This window comes from Desulfogranum mediterraneum DSM 13871 (assembly GCF_000429965.1).
Lineage (GTDB): Bacteria > Desulfobacterota > Desulfobulbia > Desulfobulbales > Desulfobulbaceae > Desulfogranum > Desulfogranum mediterraneum.
Genome location: NZ_AUCW01000012.1, coordinates 23299 through 39084, shown reverse-complemented (window position 1 = coordinate 39084; position 15786 = coordinate 23299). Strand labels below are relative to the sequence as shown.

Annotated in this window: 15 protein-coding genes; 9 read left to right on the top strand and 6 right to left on the bottom strand. The window is 61.3% G+C overall.

What is annotated here, in order from left to right; genetic code table 11:
- Positions 1 to 59: 59 nt before the first annotated feature.
- The 4 genes from G494_RS0104825 to def form a co-directional block, all read right to left on the bottom strand.
- Positions 60 to 515, bottom strand: coding sequence for a phosphatidylglycerophosphatase A family protein (locus G494_RS0104825; RefSeq protein WP_028583625.1), 456 nt, complete (start codon positions 513 to 515; stop codon positions 60 to 62).
- A 1-nt stretch (position 516) separates the two neighbouring features.
- Positions 517 to 1695: a nickel pincer cofactor biosynthesis protein LarC gene (gene larC / locus G494_RS0104820; RefSeq protein ID WP_028583624.1), complete on the bottom strand. Its 1179-nt coding sequence runs from the start codon at positions 1693 to 1695 to the stop codon at positions 517 to 519.
- Positions 1695 to 2636, bottom strand: a complete 942-nt coding sequence (gene fmt, locus G494_RS0104815; RefSeq protein ID WP_028583623.1) for a methionyl-tRNA formyltransferase — start codon at positions 2634 to 2636, stop codon at positions 1695 to 1697. Before fmt ends, larC begins: the two co-directional genes overlap by 1 nt.
- A gap of 63 nt (positions 2637 to 2699) precedes the next feature.
- Complete coding sequence (def, locus tag G494_RS0104810; protein ID WP_028583622.1) at positions 2700 to 3209, bottom strand: peptide deformylase; 510 nt, start codon at positions 3207 to 3209, stop codon at positions 2700 to 2702.
- A 285-nt stretch (positions 3210 to 3494) separates the two neighbouring features.
- Between def and G494_RS0104805 the strand changes: the two genes are divergently transcribed.
- From G494_RS0104805 to G494_RS0104795, 3 genes are all read left to right on the top strand, one after another.
- Positions 3495 to 4361 (top strand): YkgJ family cysteine cluster protein, encoded by an 867-nt coding sequence (locus G494_RS0104805; RefSeq protein ID WP_153305762.1) that lies wholly within the window; start codon positions 3495 to 3497, stop codon positions 4359 to 4361.
- A gap of 173 nt (positions 4362 to 4534) precedes the next feature.
- Positions 4535 to 5143, top strand: coding sequence for a glycerol-3-phosphate 1-O-acyltransferase PlsY (gene plsY, locus G494_RS0104800; protein ID WP_028583620.1), 609 nt, complete (start codon positions 4535 to 4537; stop codon positions 5141 to 5143).
- A gap of 3 nt (positions 5144 to 5146) precedes the next feature.
- Positions 5147 to 5476 (top strand): J domain-containing protein, encoded by a 330-nt coding sequence (locus G494_RS0104795; protein WP_028583619.1) that lies wholly within the window; start codon positions 5147 to 5149, stop codon positions 5474 to 5476.
- A 73-nt stretch (positions 5477 to 5549) separates the two neighbouring features.
- On the opposite strand, the gene G494_RS27225 is transcribed toward G494_RS0104795, so the two are convergent.
- Positions 5550 to 5717, bottom strand: a complete 168-nt coding sequence (locus tag G494_RS27225; protein WP_167331674.1) for a hypothetical protein — start codon at positions 5715 to 5717, stop codon at positions 5550 to 5552.
- Positions 5718 to 6004: 287 nt separating this feature from the next.
- Here G494_RS27225 and G494_RS0104780 point away from each other — a divergent pair, with 287 nt between their 5' ends.
- On the top strand, positions 6005 to 6877 hold the full coding sequence (locus tag G494_RS0104780) for a methylenetetrahydrofolate reductase (protein WP_028583618.1): 873 nt from the start codon (positions 6005 to 6007) through the stop codon (positions 6875 to 6877).
- Between the two features lie 24 nt (positions 6878 to 6901).
- On the opposite strand, the gene G494_RS21920 is transcribed toward G494_RS0104780, so the two are convergent.
- On the bottom strand, positions 6902 to 8284 hold the full coding sequence (locus G494_RS21920; RefSeq protein WP_035245504.1) for an MATE family efflux transporter: 1383 nt from the start codon (positions 8282 to 8284) through the stop codon (positions 6902 to 6904).
- Between the two features lie 188 nt (positions 8285 to 8472).
- Here G494_RS21920 and G494_RS0104770 point away from each other — a divergent pair, with 188 nt between their 5' ends.
- From G494_RS0104770 to G494_RS0104750, 5 genes are all read left to right on the top strand, one after another.
- The gene (locus G494_RS0104770; RefSeq protein ID WP_028583617.1) at positions 8473 to 8967 is read left to right on the top strand and encodes a MarR family winged helix-turn-helix transcriptional regulator; all 495 of its coding nucleotides are present in this window, start codon (positions 8473 to 8475) and stop codon (positions 8965 to 8967) included.
- A 4-nt stretch (positions 8968 to 8971) separates the two neighbouring features.
- Entirely contained in the window at positions 8972 to 10207 is a 1236-nt protein-coding gene (locus tag G494_RS0104765; RefSeq protein WP_028583616.1) for an efflux RND transporter periplasmic adaptor subunit, read from the top strand.
- The gene (locus G494_RS0104760; RefSeq protein ID WP_028583615.1) at positions 10204 to 13407 is read left to right on the top strand and encodes an efflux RND transporter permease subunit; all 3204 of its coding nucleotides are present in this window, start codon (positions 10204 to 10206) and stop codon (positions 13405 to 13407) included. Before G494_RS0104765 ends, G494_RS0104760 begins: the two co-directional genes overlap by 4 nt.
- Before the next feature lie 176 nt (positions 13408 to 13583).
- Positions 13584 to 15065, top strand: coding sequence for a TolC family protein (locus tag G494_RS0104755; RefSeq protein ID WP_028583614.1), 1482 nt, complete (start codon positions 13584 to 13586; stop codon positions 15063 to 15065).
- Positions 15065 to 15490, top strand: coding sequence for an acyl-CoA thioesterase (locus tag G494_RS0104750; protein WP_028583613.1), 426 nt, complete (start codon positions 15065 to 15067; stop codon positions 15488 to 15490). The genes G494_RS0104755 and G494_RS0104750 overlap by 1 nt, the downstream gene beginning before the upstream one ends.
- Positions 15491 to 15786: the final 296 nt, after the last annotated feature.

Below are 15786 nucleotides of genomic sequence, written 5' to 3'. Positions count from 1 at the left end.
TTCCCCAGGGGGTAAAGGGTGAATGAGGTCGAGCTGTGGGGAGCGTTGCAGGCTTGCGCTCAGAGGCCCCAGAGCCAGAACCCCAGCTTGAGAACCAGCAGGGCATAGAGACCGGCAACCACGTCATCCAGCATGATGCCCAGGCCTCCGTGGATGTGCTGATCCAGCCAACCCACCGGATATGGTTTGAGTATATCAAAGATCCGGAAAAGGACAAAGGCCAAGATCACCGGCAGAGGTGCCAGGGGGATGGTGGCCAGGGCGATGAGCTGGCCGACGATCTCATCGATGACCACCAGGCCGGGGTCGCCATGGTCAACGATCTTCTCGGCCGCACCGGCAGCGATCACCCCCAGCCAGAACAGGGCAAAGACCACCCCCAGGTAGGGGGCCAGGGAGAGACGACCCAGCCCAAGCCAGAGCAGGACTCCTGCTGCCGAGCCCCAGGTACCAGGTGCCTTGGGCAGGTAGCCGCTACCACCACCTGTGGCGATGAACATGAAGAGACGATCCATTTTACTCCTTGCTTGGCTCGGGGCACCACTCTGCCACCGCAGCATAGACGGCCTGGAGGGATACCCCCTTGGCCTGGGCCAGTTGCCTGCAGGCCTCATACTCCGGGGTGATCATCACCCCCTTGGGGCGGAGGATTTTTTTCGCAGCGACCGGACCCCAGGGGGTCTCCACCTTTACCCCCTCCCGGGGCAGGGTGGCACGTTGCTCCCGGCGTATCCGCAGTCCCAGGGTGGTGGTCTCGGCAAAGAGGATGGTCTTGATGGCCGGGGTCAGGGCCGGAGTGCAGATGGCGCGGACGAGAAAGCCGGGTCGCCCCTTCTTCATCTGAATGGGGCTCAGGCTGACGTCCAGGGCCCCTGCCTCCATCAGCAGGGTGCTGACATGGGGCCAGAGTTCGGGGTTCCAGTCATCGATGTGGGTATCCACCACCTCCACCTCCTGGGCCTCGGCGACCCGGAGCTCTTCCCCCTGGAGCAGACGGAGCAGGTTGGGGCGGCCGTCGGGACGCTCCAGGGTACCTGCACCATAGCTGGTGTGTTGCAGGGTCATGGGAGGGAGTAGGCCGAATGAGGAGCTCAACTCGACCACCAGGGCCGCCCCGGTGGGGGTGACCAGTTCCCGCTCCACGGTGTCGCCATAGACCGGGACGCCCTCCAGCAGGCGACAGACCGCCGGCGCGGGCAGGGGAATCTCGCCATGGGCGCAGCGGACCCAGCCGCGGTTGATGGGCAGGTGAGAGCAGCTGATGGTGGCCGGACCAAGAAAGAAAAAGCCGGCCACCGTGCCGACAATATCGACGATGGCGTCCACCGCTCCCACCTCGTGGAAGTGGATCTTTTCCACGCTGGTCCCGTGGACCGCGGCCTCTGCCCGGGCCAGGCGCTGGAAGACCCGGAGGGCGCCGTCGGCGACTTCCGCCTGTAGCGCGGAGCGCTCCAGGATGGCGGCAATATCGCCGAGGTGACGGTGATGGTGTCCCTCCCGGCAGTTGACCTCCACCTGGCAGCAGGCAAAGCCGTTGAGCTGCTTCTGGCGGATGACGAGTTCAAACTCATCTTTGCCGAGCACGCTCTCGATGGTCTGGCGGAGATAGGCCTCCGGGACCCCTCCGTCCAGGAGGGCTCCCAGGAGCATGTTGCCGCTGACTCCTGAAAAGCAGTCGAGATAGATCTGTTTCATCAGCTGAAGAGGTCCCCAGCCTGGATAGGGGTACCGCAGAGGCAGGCCTGGACGCTCATCCGTTTCTTGCCTTCGGGCTGGATCTCGGCCAGCTGCAGATAGTCGGTACCTGTGGCGATCAGCAACCCCTGTCCATCGGCCCGGGCCACGGTTCCCGGAGGCTCGGCAGCCGGCTTGGCGACCAGCTGGGGGGAAAAGAAGCGAAATCGTTTGCCGCCAAGGAAACCATAGGCCGATGGCCAGGGGTCAAGGCCCCTGATGGTGGCGTGCACCTCTTCGGCCGGCCGGCTCCAGTCGATGTGGCCCTGCTCCTTGGTCAGCATCGGGGCCATGGAGGCCTGGCTGTGGTCCTGGGGCTGCGGGGTGATTCGGCCGGCCTTGAGCTCCTGGATAGTCTCCACCAGGGTGGGACCGCCCAGCTCGGCCAGCCTGGTGAAGATCGAGCCCGCGGTGTCCTCCGGGCTGATGGCCAGGGTCGCTGTCCGGAGGATGTCGCCGGTGTCCATGCCCTCATCCAGCTGCATGATGGTCACCCCGGTTTCCCGGTCGCCGTTGAGCACGGCCCACTGGATGGGTGCTGCCCCCCGGTATCTGGGGAGCAGGGAGCCGTGGACATTGATGGCTCCCAGGGGTGCCGCCTCGAGCAGCGCCTTGGGCAGGATCTTGCCGTAGGCCACCACCACGATCAGGTCAGGGGCCAGCTCCCGGACCTGGGCAAGGAACTCCGGCGTCCGCACGGACTCGGGCTGGAGGACCGTTAAACCGGCCTCCAGGGCCTGCGCCTTGACCGGCGGAGGAGCCAGCTTGCGGCCGCGCCCCTTTCTGCGGTCAGGTTGACAGATAGCCGCGATGACCGTGTCCGGGCCATGGAGGAGTGCCTGCAGGGAGGGACATGCAAAGTCGGGTGTCCCCATGAAGAGTATACGTAATGGAGCGGTCATGGTTGGCTGCCTCGGAGGGGCGGAGCGTCCGGTTGCGGGTTGTTAAACCCGGCAATGATCCGGTTATTCCTGGTGCTGGAGGATTTTTTTGAGTTTTTTCTTGTACAGGGTCCGCTTCAGGGAAGAGAGCCGGTCGATGAAGAGGGTGCCGCGCAGGTGGTCCACCTCGTGCTGGAGGATGCGGGCCAGCCGATCTTCGGCCACAAACTCCACCGGCTTGCCCTCGATATCCTGGGCCGTGAGGCGGACCTTTTGGAAACGTTTCACCTTGGACTGGTACTCCAGCACGCTGAGGCAGCCCTCGTCGTCCACCACCGAGCCTTCGCCGTCGGAGAGGATTGGATTGATATAGGCGACGTAGTTCTTGTCGTCGGGTTGTTCGGACCGGTCCACCACGATGATCTGGCGGGCGATGCCGATCTGGTTGGCGGCCAGGCCTACCCCGGGGGCGTCGAACATGGTGTCGGCCATGTCCTGTACCAGGGTCTTGAGTTCTTGGTCAAAGGTGGTTACTTTTTTTGCCTCCTCACGCAGGACCGGATGAGGATAGGTGATAATCTGTCGTATTGCCATATCGATGTACTGGGTGGTGTACTAAGCGAGGTACGGAGAGGATTTTCTGCCTGGATTCGATGGCTCATCGAAAGAAAACAGGGGATTGAATAAAGTGGTACCCCTCATATGTAACCATTTTCCCAAATGCTGTAAAGCTAAGGCTGGGTCGGAGCGGAGATTTTTGCAGGCGGAATTGCCGGCAGCAGCTCGCTGCAGTCGTTTTCCCCTCCCGGGTGACAACCTTGTTTTCCGCGTCATTTTTGTGTAGGATTGGGGCCCGTTGAACCGTGCCTGGAGGTGGTTGTGGAAAAAGAAGTGTTGACTCAAGGGATGGAGCTGTTGCGCAGGCCGGTGTTGCCGTTGGTCTCCATGGTGGAGTTCTTTCTGCTCACCGGAGACTTTGCTGTTGTCGGCGAGGTGATCGAACAGCTCCCTGATCCCATTGAAACCGAGTATGCCCGCTATGATGATCCGGCTGCCCTGCTGGCGCCCTACCTGGAGCCGCTGCAGTGGCTGATCGAGGTCAGCCGTTCAGCTGAGCTGCCCTTTACGGTCCAGGATGTGGCTGGCGAGGAGCTGGATCTGATGAGCGCGGCAACGGCCATCGTGGATCAGCGTATCCTGACCGCCGAACTGGAGCAGATCAACAGCCTGCTTTGCGCCCCCTGCGGCTGCACCCTCTGCTGTACCGGGCCCGAGGCGGCCATGAAGCAGGACTTCTTCGAGATCCCCCTTCAGGAGGAGGAGGTGGGCCGGTTTGCAGTGGAGCAGCTGGACAGCCCGGCCTCCCGTCGGACCACGGCCCATGCCGAGGAGTCGCTCCGGGTTGACGGGATCCCCTTTTATGAGCGCCCGGACAGCGGCCTGGTGCATTGGGCGGACGGCTGGAGTCTGATCCTGCCCCAGGGGAGTCGTTGTCCTAACCTGGAAGCCGGTTCCGGACGTTGTCTGGTCTATCCGGATCGGCCCCAGGTTTGTCGTCGGCCCCAGATCTTTCCCTATATCCTGGAGCCCGTCAGGGACGCCCGGGGGCAGCTGCTTGGCCAGCGTCTCCGCAGGAGCCTGCTGGCGGTGGTGGACTGCCCCTATGTGGCGGCCCTCCAGGATGAGATTGCGGCCTATGCTGCGGCCTCTGAGTTGGAGTTGGTTTTTAAGCGCAACAAAGAGTAGGCTAGCTTGACATTGTTTTCTTCCGATCCCTGGGGTCTGGAAAACAGTGTATCCCCGGGATATCCGGTGGATGTCTGTGGCGGTGGGGTTCCATGGCCTGGTCCTGGGCGAAAGATGTTATTTTTTAGAGTAGTCGTGCAGTCAAGAATGAGTTTTTTTTACAGGAATAAATTATGAGTTTCAGTCAATGTATCATTGTGCTCCTGGCCTACTGTATCGGTGCCATTCCCTTTGGGCTGGTGGTCTCCCGTCGCAGCGGCATCGATATCCGCACCCAGGGCAGTAAAAATATCGGCGCCACCAACGTGGCCAGGCTGCTGGGCAAGAAGTATGGGGCCATGACCCTGGCCGGTGACCTGCTCAAGGGGCTGCTGCCCATCTGGCTGGCAGCCCTGCTGGTGCAGGGCCAGCCCAACGAACACCTGGTCCTGGTGCTCTGCGGTGCGGCAACGGTGCTGGGGCACATGTTTCCGGTCTACCTGGGATTTAAGGGCGGCAAGGGCGTGGCCACCGCCCTGGGCCTCTTTCTCTATCTCTCGCCCCTGGCCATTGTCGGCTGCCTGCTGGTCTTTCTGGGGGCGGTTGGTGTCTCCGGTTTCGTCTCTTTGGGCTCGCTGCTGGCCTCTGCCTCGATGATCGCCTTTCTGATCCTGCTGCACGCACCGCTCTGGAAGGTGGTTCTGGCCTGTGGGATCGTGACCATGATCTGGCTCAAGCATCATCAGAATATCGACCGTCTGCTGGACGGCAGCGAAAAGAGCTGGAAAAAGAGTTGTGGTTGAGGCATGAACCGGAAAAAATGGCAGGCCATAGAAAAGGCCAGGCACACCCTTCTTCTGGGTGAGGCTGCCACCCTGGCGGAGATCAAGCGGGCCTATCATCGCCTCTGCAAGCGTTATCATCCGGATCGCATCTCGGCAGGGGATGATCCGGACGAAGCGCAGATGTACCGGCTGACGGCCGCCTATGAGCTTTTGATGGAGTACTGTGCCGAGTACCGCTTCCCCCTGCAGGCACCCGATGACGGGAGCGCAGATCCCTATGATCCGGAAGACTGGTGGATGGATCGATTTGGGGAGAGCTCAATGTGGAAGCATAAACCCCGCAAAAAATAAGGGCAGGCGAAGAGGAGCAAGGGGGGGAACAACGATTACGGCCTGCCGGGAGCATCCGCAGGAGGGGTGGAGGCTAGCGGTCGCCGGCAGGGAGAGACTCTTTTGGTTTGAGGTCGATGTCGGCGGCAACGGCGTCGTAGGAGGCGCAGTATTCCAGGACCAATTCTTTGCGATCTGCAACACTGAGCAGCCAGTAGCAGGGGCTGAGCATCAGGATTTTAATGGCTTGTTGCGGCGTCATGATTTACCTTCCATGGTTTGCCAAGTCTCTTCCATATAGATCTTATCGGCAAATTCATATGAAATTTTGATCATTTTGTAAAACATTTTTTGTTTTTTTGAGTATTTTTGTTGGCGGCAAGTGGTTAACTTTTTGGAATTTATCCAGATTTTTCTGGTCGGTAAAAGTTGCCGGCCGGTCTTGCCTGGCTCCTGTCTGCCCTGAATGAGCTTTTTAGGACAGCCACAGCCCGGTTTAAGGAGTCCTGAAACCACTGTGCAGGCAAGCTATTACGACTTGGAGTAGGTATGCGTATCCCAGAATTGATAACAGATTCAGATCCCTTTGTTTCCCTTGAGTTTTTTCCTCCCAAGAAGAGGGATGACTGGCCCGCCTTTCTTGAGGTGGCGGCCAGGCTTAAGGCCCTCAACCCCCTCTTTGTCTCCGTCACCTATGGGGCCGGAGGGTCCACCCAGAACAATACCCTGGAGATCTGTGAACGGCTGATTTCAAGTTGCGGGGTGGAGGTCATGCCTCATCTCACCGGGGTGGCTGCCGACGAGGAGAAGGTGGAGCGTTTTCTCGAGGCTTTGGGGCCCATGGGGATCGACAATGTCCTGGCCCTGCGGGGGGATCGCCCCGATAACCTCAGCGGCAGCGATGAAGAGCTCTTTGCCACCTTTCCCCATGCCTCGGACCTGGTTGGTTTTGTGCGCAAACGCTATCCTGAGATGGGGATCGGGGTGGCCGGCTTCCCGGAGGCCCATGCCGAGTCGCCTTCCATTGCTGCTGATCTGGACGTGATGGGCGAGAAGATGGCCCAGGGTGCGGACTTTGTGATCACCCAGCTCTACTTTGACAACCGGGTCTACTTCGACTATGTGGAGCGCCTGGCCCGGCGGGGCATAAGCCAGCCGATCATCCCCGGGGTGCTGCCCATCCGTAACCTGGCTTCCCTCCGCTTTATCCTGGAACTCTGTAATGCCAAGGTCCCGGGGAAGTTGATCAATGCCCTCTTAAGGGCCAACGAGGAGGGTGGCAACAAGGCCGTTTACCAGGTCGGGGTCGCCTATGCCAAACAACAGGTTAGAGAACTGCTGGCCAGCGGTGCCCCGGGAGTGCATCTCTATACCCTCAACAAGGCGGATATGTGTCTGGAGGTGATGGCAGGGTTGTATTGATCCGTATTCACCCCCGAGTTTGCCCTAAGCCCGCTCCAGCTGCTCCCTGAGCAGTTGCTGCACATCAGAGAAGGTCCTGTAGACGCGTCTGCCCTGGAGCAGGGCAGACGCCGTCAAGCCGCAGATCAGGCCGATCCAGAATCCCTCCGGACCAGGTCTCATTCCCAGCCATCCCCCCAGCCCCAGGCTGCAGCCCAGGGGCAGACCGATCCCCCAGTAGGCCACCACCATTAGCACCATGGGTACTTTGGTGTCCCTGCAACCCCTTAAAATTCCAGCAAAGTTGACCTGGAGCGCGTCAGGTATCTGAAAGAGTGCTGCAAAGATCAGCAGGCCGGCAGCCAGCTGCTGCACCTCGCTGTCCGGGGTGTACATGGCGGCAATGGCCGGGGCTGCCATCAGGATGAAGACACAGGTGCTCATGGAGCTCAGGCAGGCCAGGGTGATGCCACACTTGACGATGCGCAGCAGTCTCCTGGCCTGTTGTTTGCCGATGGTGAAGCCCACTCTGACCGTCAGGGCGGTGGAGAGGCTGTAGGGGAGCATGAACAGCAGTGAGGTGAAGTTGAGGGCTATCTGATGGGAGGCCACCACCTTGGCGCCGAACTGACCGACCAGGAGGGCGATCACCGAAAAGATGGAACACTCCACAAAGAGGGAGAGGCCGATGGGCAGCCCCAGTCGGATCAGGAGGTGGAGGGAGCCAAGCAGGCCTGGGCTGATGGTGGAGAACAGGCCAGGCAGAGGCACCCTCCGGTTTTTGCGGAGCATGAAGACCATGGCCCCGAACATGGCGACCATGGAGAGGGCGGTTGCCCAGCCGCAGCCCACGCCTCCCATGGCCGGAAATCCCAACTTGCCGTAGATCAGGACATAGTTGGCAATGACATTGATCAGCAGGCCGAAGAAGCCGGCAAACATGGAGAGCCTGGGTTGGGAGAGGCCGTCGCCGCCGTTGCGGAGGGCCAGAAAGACCCCGCCCGCCGGCAGGCCCCAGGAGACCGCAAAGAGGTAGGCCCTGGTCAGGGGGATGACCTCGGGGCTGACCCGCATCAGGCTGAAGATCGGCCCCATGAACCAGACCAGCACCATGATCACCCCGCCGCAGACCAGGCCGGTGAACATCCCCTGCTGGAGGATGCGGGGGATATCTTCACTCCGATCGTTGCCGTGGGCCTGGGCCACCAGCGGGGTCACTGCAGAGAGCAGCCCGACCATGAAGAGAAAGAAGGGAAAGAAGATGCTGGTGCCTACGGCCACAGCCGCCAGATCCACGGCGCTGACCCGACCGGCCATGATGGTATCGACAAAGCCCATGGCGGTCTGGGAGAGCTGGGCCAGGATAATCGGGCCGGTGAGCTTGAGCAGGTGCAGGCTTTCCTGGATATGGAGGTTTCTGATCTTCATGGACCTGACCGGGAGAAGAGGTTGAGTTGTTCGAAAAGGCTCTGTTCAGAACAGATGAACGGGCAAATGTCAAGGCCGCTCAGCGCTCGGCAGGGGTGGGCAGGAGAGAATAGTGCTTGACATTTGTTCGCAAGGTTAATAGTTAGGTTGTCTAATCATTCAGATTGTTAATTAAAAGAGGTGAGAGCGTGGAACAACCGGGAACCCTGGAACGGGCGAGATATATCTTCAGGGTGGGCAAGATGATGCAGCACCATATCTTCTCCTCCTTTGCCCGTCTGGAGGTGGAGCGGCATGAGGATCCGGCCATGGAGTTGTCGGTTACCCAGTTTAAGCTGGTGATGACCGTCCGCCAGTACGGTGAGGTAACCCTTAAGGAGCTGGCCGCAAAGCTTGAGGTCTCTCCGCCCTCGGTGTCGGTGATGGTGGACAAGCTGGTCGAGCGGGGGCTGTTGACCCGGGAACGCTCGGCCCAGGACCGACGCAAGGTGGTCATCCGGGTCAGTCCGGATGAGCTGGCCAACTTCGACGAGATGGAGGAAAAGGTGCTTCAGGTCTTTGTCCAGCTCCTGGAAGATCTAGGGCCCGATATCGCCCAAAAATGGGAAGAGGTCCTGGTTCGGGTGGAGCAGGTCCTGGCACAACGTCAACAGGGGGAGACCCCGGCAAGGTCGGGAGGGTGAGGAGATGAAGGAGCAGAGAGGAGAGGAAGGTCAGGAACGCCAGGGCAGCGCAGACGGGCAGAGCAGCAAGGGACCAGCGGTCGGCCTGCGGATGCTCATCGTCGGTCTCACCCTGTTGGTGGGGATCGGCGCCTTTGTGGGGCTGAAAAAGATGAAAAAACCACCCAGACAGAAACCGACACAGGAGCAGGCCCTGGCCGTTCAGGTGGTCTCGGCCGAGCCTGCCGACACCAGGGTGCTGCTCCAGGGCTATGGTGAAATCATCTCCAGGACGACCCTGCCGCTCACCGCCGAGGTGGCCGGGCGGATCATCGGCGTCCATGAACAGCTGGAGGTGGGCGGCAGGGTGGCCGCAGGGACGGTTTTAGTCAGGATCGATGACCGTGATTATCAGCTGGATCTGGCCACGGCCACGGCCCGCCTCCAGCCCCTGCAGCGCGACCTGGACCTGCGACAGCGGGAGCTGGCCAGGGTGACCGCCCTCTACAGGGATAAGAAGGTCGGCACCCTCTCTTCCCTGGAGCAGGCCGAGGCTGCCGTCAATACCATTGTCAACCAGATCAGCCAGGTGGAACAGAACCGTGATCTGGCCCGGCTGCGTATCCAGCGCTGTATCATCCGGGCTCCCTTTGGCTGCCGGCTCGTTGCGGTGAATGTGGAACAGGGGGAGTATGTGACCGTGGGCAGGCAGCTGGTCACGGTGGTGGACGATGGGGCCCTGGAGGTCCAGGTGGCCCTGGACAGCCGGGAGGCGGCCAGGTGGCTGCAGCTTAGACCCAAGGGGGCCGAACTCCCGGGTAACTGGTTCAGCCGGCCGGAACCGGTCCCTTGTCGGCTGGTCTGGACCGAGGATGCAGAGGTGGCAGGAGCCGGACGTCTGGATCGGATTGTCCGTTATGCCCCCAAGACCAGGACCCTGGTGGTGGCCATCCGGCTGGAGGCGGACATCGGCTCTGCCTTTCCCCTGGTGGAGGGAATGTTCTGCCGGGTGGAGCTGCCCGGGGCTCGGCTCGAGTCGGTCTATATCCTGCCCCGCCAGGCCGTGACCCATGAGCAGACGGTCTATACGGTGGTGGCTAATCGGCTGCAAACCACCCCGGTGACCGTGATCAGGACCAATGGTACCAAGGCCTATGTCAGCGCCGGGCTGGCACCGGGTGACCAGGTGATCACCACCCGCCTGGAGGATCCCCTGGAGCAGGCCCTGGTCAAGATTATTGCCGAGGACGCGGGCCAATGAGAAAGCTATTAGCCGCCTTTGCGGGCAATACCGTCTTTGCCAACATCGTGCTCCTGATGATCTTCATGGCAGGAGGCCTGGCCGTGTCCACCATGTTGCGGGAGTCCTTTCCCCAGTTCTCCCTGGACCTGATCTCCATCGAGGTCCCCTATCCGGGTGCAGATCCCGAGGAGGTGGAAGAGGGGGTCAGTATCAAGCTGGAGGAGGCCCTGGAGTCGGTGGAGGGGATCAAGCAGTTTACCACCCGCTCCTCGGAAAACATCGCCTCGGCCAGCCTGGAGGTGGAGGATGGCTACGATATCACCAAGGTGCTCAACGAGGTCAAGAGTAAGGTGGATGCCATCTCCACCCTGCCGGTCGATGCCGAACAGCCGGTGATCACCGAGGTGGTGATGCGGGAATCGGTGACCATGCTGGCCCTGTCCGGAGAACTCTCGGAAAAGCAGCTCAAGCGTTGGGCCGAGGAGGTCAAGGATGAGGTCAAGCTGCTGCCCGGGATCTCCCAGGTCGAGGTCTTTGGCTCCCGGGAGTTTGAGATCTCCATCGAGGTCTCGGAGGAGAAACTCCAGCAGTACGGCCTGACCTTTGCTCAGCTCAGCCAGGCCATCCGTCAGTCGAGCCTCAACCTCCATGGCGGCACCATCCGCACCCAGGGAGAGGAGATCCGGGTGCGGACCGTGGGCAGGAAGTATACCGGCGAGGAGCTGGGTGAAATCGTGGTCCTCACCGGCGAAAACGGTGAGTTGATCCGGCTCAATCGGATCGGCTATGTCCGTGATCACTTCACCGAAGACCCGGTCCGGGCCCTGATCGACGGGGTGCCTTCGGTCTTTGTGATGGTTTTCAAGACCACCCAGGAGGACTCGGTCCGAATTTCCAACAGCGTGGCCGACTATGTGGCCGAGAAAGAGCTGGAGCTGCCGCCAGGGGTCTCCATGGTGGAGTTCTATGACAACACCGAGATCCTTCGGGCCAGGATCAGTCTGCTCTCCCGTAACGGCATCATCGGCATGGGCCTGGTATTTTTCCTGCTCTGGCTCTTTCTCGATCTGCGCCTCTCTTTCTGGGGCGGCCTGGGCATCCCCATCTCCCTGGCCGGCGGCCTGTTTGTGCTCCTGCTGATGGGGGAGTCCATTAACATGATCTCCCTGTTCGGCTTTATCATGGTCCTGGGGATCGTGGTGGATGACGCCATCGTGGTGGGCGAGGCGATCTACGTCCACCGGCGGTCGGGTAAGCCTGCCCTCAGGGCGGCGGTGGACGGGGTGGACGAGGTGGGGATGCCGGTGATTGCCGCCATCCTCACCAGTGTGGTGGCCTTTTTCCCCCTTTCCCAGGTCGGCGGGGTCATGGGCAAGTTTATCGCCATCCTGCCGGCGGTGGTGATCTCCTGCCTGCTGATCTCCCTCCTGGAGTGCCTCTTTCTCCTGCCCGCCCACCTCAGCCACCTGCCGGATATGAACCGACCCCGGGTTTATACCAACCTCTTTGCCCGGCTGATGGTGGGCTTCCAGGAGTTCATGCAGGAGCAGCTGGAGCGCTTTGTCGACACCAGATACATGGGCTTTCTTGAGTGGGTCCTGCGCTGGCGCTACTTTTCGCTGGCCCTGGCCTTCAGCGTGCTTCTGCTCACCCTGGGGCTGGTCCAGGCCGGTTTGGTCAAGTTTCAGGTCTTCCCCAAGATCGACGGTTTTGTGGTCACCTCCACGGTGGAGTTTCCCGAGGGTACGCCGCCGGAGCGGACCCTGGAGGCCCTGGAACGGATCGAGTCGGCCTTTGTCCGGGTGGCGGAACGCACCCCCACCAGCAGCGGCCGGCCAATGATCAGAAAACGGCTCTCCCTGGTGGGCCAGACCCTGAGCAACACCATGGGCAGGGTCGGACCCAATCTGGGCTCGGTCCAGATCATCCTCCTGGGCTCCGAGCATCGGGGGGTTCACTCCAATGACCTCCTGGTGGCCTGGGAGGAGGAGATCGGTACCATTCCCGGGGTCAAGTCCCTTACCTTTGAAGGCCTCTCCGCAGGTCCCGGCGGGGCTGAGATCGAGGTCTGGCTCCAGGGCTATGACCTGGCAAGGATCAACGCGGCTGCCGCTGAACTCCAGCAGCAGCTGGGAACCTTTGCCGGGGTCTTCCAGATCCGCTCGGATTTCAGCCCCGGCAAAAACGAGCTGCGGCTGCGTCTCAAGCCCCATGCCCGGGCCCTGGGGCTGACCGTGGATGACCTGGCCCGCCAGGTCAAGTCCTCCTTCTTCGGGGAAGAGGCCTTCCGGCTGCAGCGCGGCCGGGATGACATCCGGGTCAAGGTCCGCTACAGCAGGGACGAGCGCACCAGCTTTGCAGGCTTTGAGCAGATGCGGATCAGGACACCGGGCGGCGGCGAGGTGCCCCTGCTCTCGGTGGCCGAGGTAGAGGCGGCAGCGGGCTACTCCACCATCATCCGCACCGACGGCTTGCGCCGGGTGGCGGTCACCGCCGAGGTGGATGCCAACCAGGCCAATGCCAACGAGATCTTTGCCGAGCTGAACCGGACCTTTTTTCCCGAGCTGATGGCGCGTTACCCCGGGGTGAAGCTCTCCCTCCAGGGAGCCAAGAAGAACGAGCGGGAATCCTTCGGCAGCCTCAAGGTGACCTTTCCCCTGGCCATTGTCGGCATCTTTGTGATCGTGGCCACGATCTTCCGTTCCTATATCCAGCCCATCGTCATCCTCTTTACCATCCCCTTTGGCATCATCGGGGCGGTGTTCGGCCATCTGCTCCTGGGCTATGACCTCTCCATGATGTCCATCTTCGGGATGGTGGCCCTGACCGGGGTGGTGGTCAACGATGCCATCGTCCTGATCGAGCGGATCAATGAAAACCTGGCCCAGGGGATGGACTTTTTTGAGGCCGTGAAGCAGGGCGGGCGCCGCCGCTTCCGGGCCATCTTTCTGACCACCCTCTCCACCGTGGGGGGGCTGGCGCCCCTGATCATGGAGACCGACATGCAGGCCAAGTTCCTGATCCCCATGGCCGTGTCCCTGGCCTTTGGGGTGGCCTTTGCCACGGTCCTTACCCTGGCCCTGATCCCCAGCCTGCTCGCCATTGTCAACGACATCCGGCGGGGACTGGTCCGGCTCCGCAGCGGTCGTTGGCCCCTGAGCCGGGAAGAGGTGGAGCCGGCGGCGTCAAGACGGATTGATCGGGGATTAAGTGATTGAAATTGCATCTGTAGTTGCCGGTTTTTCGGTGGTTGTTTTTTCGGAGAAACCTTTGGACTTGACCTGGGTGACATGGTATGCACAGGTGACAATCAGAGGTTGTACTCAATGGGAAATAAGCGGATAAATCGCCCTCCCCTGCAGGTGCAGGGGACCGGGGTGAAGAGGAGGAAGGGATGAAACGTTGTATCTGGATGGTTATCGGCTGCCTGGCGCTGACCGGTGCAGAGGCGCAGGCCCAGCAAGCCGGCACTGCGCACCCGGCGCAGCCGACCGTGGCGGAACTGGCCCTGGTCACGGAGTCTGAGTCGGCTTCCGGGCCGGTCAATGGCGCTGGTTCGGTCCTGGCGGAGCTTGCCAGGATAGAGGTCCTGGACCTGCGCACTGCCCAGCAGCTGGCCCTGATCGGCAACCCAGATCTGGTTGCTGCCCAGGCCCGGGTGGAGCAGGCCCGGATGCGGGTGAAGCAGGCGGTGGCAGCCTGGTGGCCGACGGTTGACCTGAGCGCCGTGGGTGCCCGGGAACGACTCTCCGACTCGGTCTATGAGCTCAATCAGATGCAGGCGGCCGTGGTAAACGGGGAGGCAGAGCGGACCACCGATAAGTTCAGTGTCGGCATCCAGGCGACCTGGCTGCTCTTTGACGGTTTCTTCCGCAGCTTCAAGGAGGAGCAGGCAGGCTATGATCAGGCCTCCAATGCCGCCTCTTTGCTGAACTCCAGGCGGCTGTTGGTGACGGCAGTGGCAGAGGCCTTCTATAATGCCCAGCTGGCCCAGACCAGGGTCAACATCGCCCAGGCAGACAAGGCCTTTTACCTCAGGCAGCTGGAAGATGCCCAGAACCGCTACGAGGTCGGGGCCGGGGCTTGGGGGGATGTCTTGAACATCAAGGTGCAGTTGAACTCGGCTCAGACCAGTCTGCTGGTCAATCAGCGGGAGTTTGAGGCCGCGGGCTACGGCCTGGCCGCCCTCTTGGGGCTCAGCGATGCCACCTTTCCGGAGACGGTCCGACTCCAACCCCTGGACCGGAACTTCGTGCTCCAGCCCTTTCAGGAAGAGATCGAGCCCCTGATTGAGCAGGCCCTGGTCAGCCGCCCGGATGTCGAGCAGCTGGAGCTGGTGGTGAAGCAGGCCGAGGCAGGAACCGGCCTGGCCAAGGCACCCTTTTATCCCAAGGTCCAGCTCAACGGCGCTGTCAACGGTGCCAGACAGGGGGATATAGGCCTGACCGATGATGATCTGGGCAACACGGTTTCCGTCAACCTGGCCTGGAATCTCTTTGCCGGGGGGGGAGACAAGGCCCGCCTGGCCGAAGCCAGGCAGTTGAAGCGGGAATCCCGTTACTCCCTATTTAACCTACGCAACCAGGTCGCCTCGGAGATCCGCAAGGATATCGCTTTACTGGAGGCGGCAGAGGATCAGGTCCGCCTCCAGCGGGAGAGTGTGGGGCTGGTTGAGGAAAACCGGGATCTGGCCAAGAATGAGTATGAGGCCGGCGAGGCCTCGCTGGTACGCCTCAATGAGGCCCAGCGTGACCTGACCGCCACCTACAGCCGTCTGGCCCAGGCCCTGGTGGGTTACCACCTGGCCAAACAGCGTCTGGACGGGGCCCTGGGGCGTAATCTGGCGGGCTTCATGCTGGAGGAAGCAGAGCAGTAATGGAGGGGATCTGCACCAGCGAGCTGGTGGTCCCGGCCTCAGCCATCGATGCCAACGGCCATGTGAACAATGTCCAGTATGTCCAGTGGATGCAGGATGCGGCCATGGCCCACTCGGCATCCCTGGGCTGGCCCTATAGCCGTTACGTGGCACTGGGAGCGACCTGGATTATCCGCTCCCATGCCATCGAATACCTCCACTCCAGTTACCAGGGCGATCGCTTGATCGTCTCCACCTGGGTGGCCAACCTGCAAAAATTTCGCTCTCTGCGAAAGTTTCGCTTTTATCGGGCGAGCGACGACACCCAGATCGCCCGGGCCTCTACCCTGTTTATCTTCTGTGATCTTGCCAGCGGTCGTCCCCGCTCCATTCCGGCCGAGGTGCAACAGGCCTACCGCGTCATCCCGGAGGCGGACGAGCCCTGAGCCCCCTTCTCCCTTCGTGGGTCAAAGTAGCCAAGAGCAGCCACGAGCCGCCATGACCGTCATGAGCGCCACGACCGTCATTCAGCTCGGCGCCTTAGACCGATCAGGGTCGCCAGTCGCGGGGCACCTCCTCGCTAGGACCTGGGGGTACCATGAAAAAAAGTCTGTCCCTTGGCTCTGTACCGAGAAATTCAATCTGTCTTCCGGGGGAAGCGTTTCAGAGGTAATCAGCTGGCAGCTGAAATTTTAAGCCGTAACGCCGAGGTCGGCAGCAAGGGCAACTTTTCAAGGTGGCC

Excerpts from the sequence above, each read along its gene's own strand:
- G494_RS0104825 (WP_028583625.1), bottom strand. The coding sequence starts at position 515 with ATGGATCGTCTCTTCATGTTCATCGCCACAGGTGGTGGTAGCGGCTAC.
- larC (WP_028583624.1), bottom strand. The coding sequence starts at position 1,695 with ATGAAACAGATCTATCTCGACTGCTTTTCAGGAGTCAGCGGCAACATG.
- fmt (WP_028583623.1), bottom strand. The coding sequence starts at position 2,636 with ATGACCGCTCCATTACGTATACTCTTCATGGGGACACCCGACTTTGCA.
- def (WP_028583622.1), bottom strand. The coding sequence starts at position 3,209 with ATGGCAATACGACAGATTATCACCTATCCTCATCCGGTCCTGCGTGAG.
- plsY (WP_028583620.1), top strand. The coding sequence starts at position 4,535 with ATGAGTTTCAGTCAATGTATCATTGTGCTCCTGGCCTACTGTATCGGT.
- G494_RS0104795 (WP_028583619.1), top strand. The coding sequence starts at position 5,147 with ATGAACCGGAAAAAATGGCAGGCCATAGAAAAGGCCAGGCACACCCTT.
- G494_RS27225 (WP_167331674.1), bottom strand. The coding sequence starts at position 5,717 with ATGACGCCGCAACAAGCCATTAAAATCCTGATGCTCAGCCCCTGCTAC.
- G494_RS0104780 (WP_028583618.1), top strand. The coding sequence starts at position 6,005 with ATGCGTATCCCAGAATTGATAACAGATTCAGATCCCTTTGTTTCCCTT.
- G494_RS21920 (WP_035245504.1), bottom strand. The coding sequence starts at position 8,284 with ATGAAGATCAGAAACCTCCATATCCAGGAAAGCCTGCACCTGCTCAAG.
- G494_RS0104765 (WP_028583616.1), top strand. The coding sequence starts at position 8,972 with ATGAAGGAGCAGAGAGGAGAGGAAGGTCAGGAACGCCAGGGCAGCGCA.
- G494_RS0104760 (WP_028583615.1), top strand. The coding sequence starts at position 10,204 with ATGAGAAAGCTATTAGCCGCCTTTGCGGGCAATACCGTCTTTGCCAAC.
- G494_RS0104755 (WP_028583614.1), top strand. The coding sequence starts at position 13,584 with ATGAAACGTTGTATCTGGATGGTTATCGGCTGCCTGGCGCTGACCGGT.
- G494_RS0104750 (WP_028583613.1), top strand. The coding sequence starts at position 15,065 with ATGGAGGGGATCTGCACCAGCGAGCTGGTGGTCCCGGCCTCAGCCATC.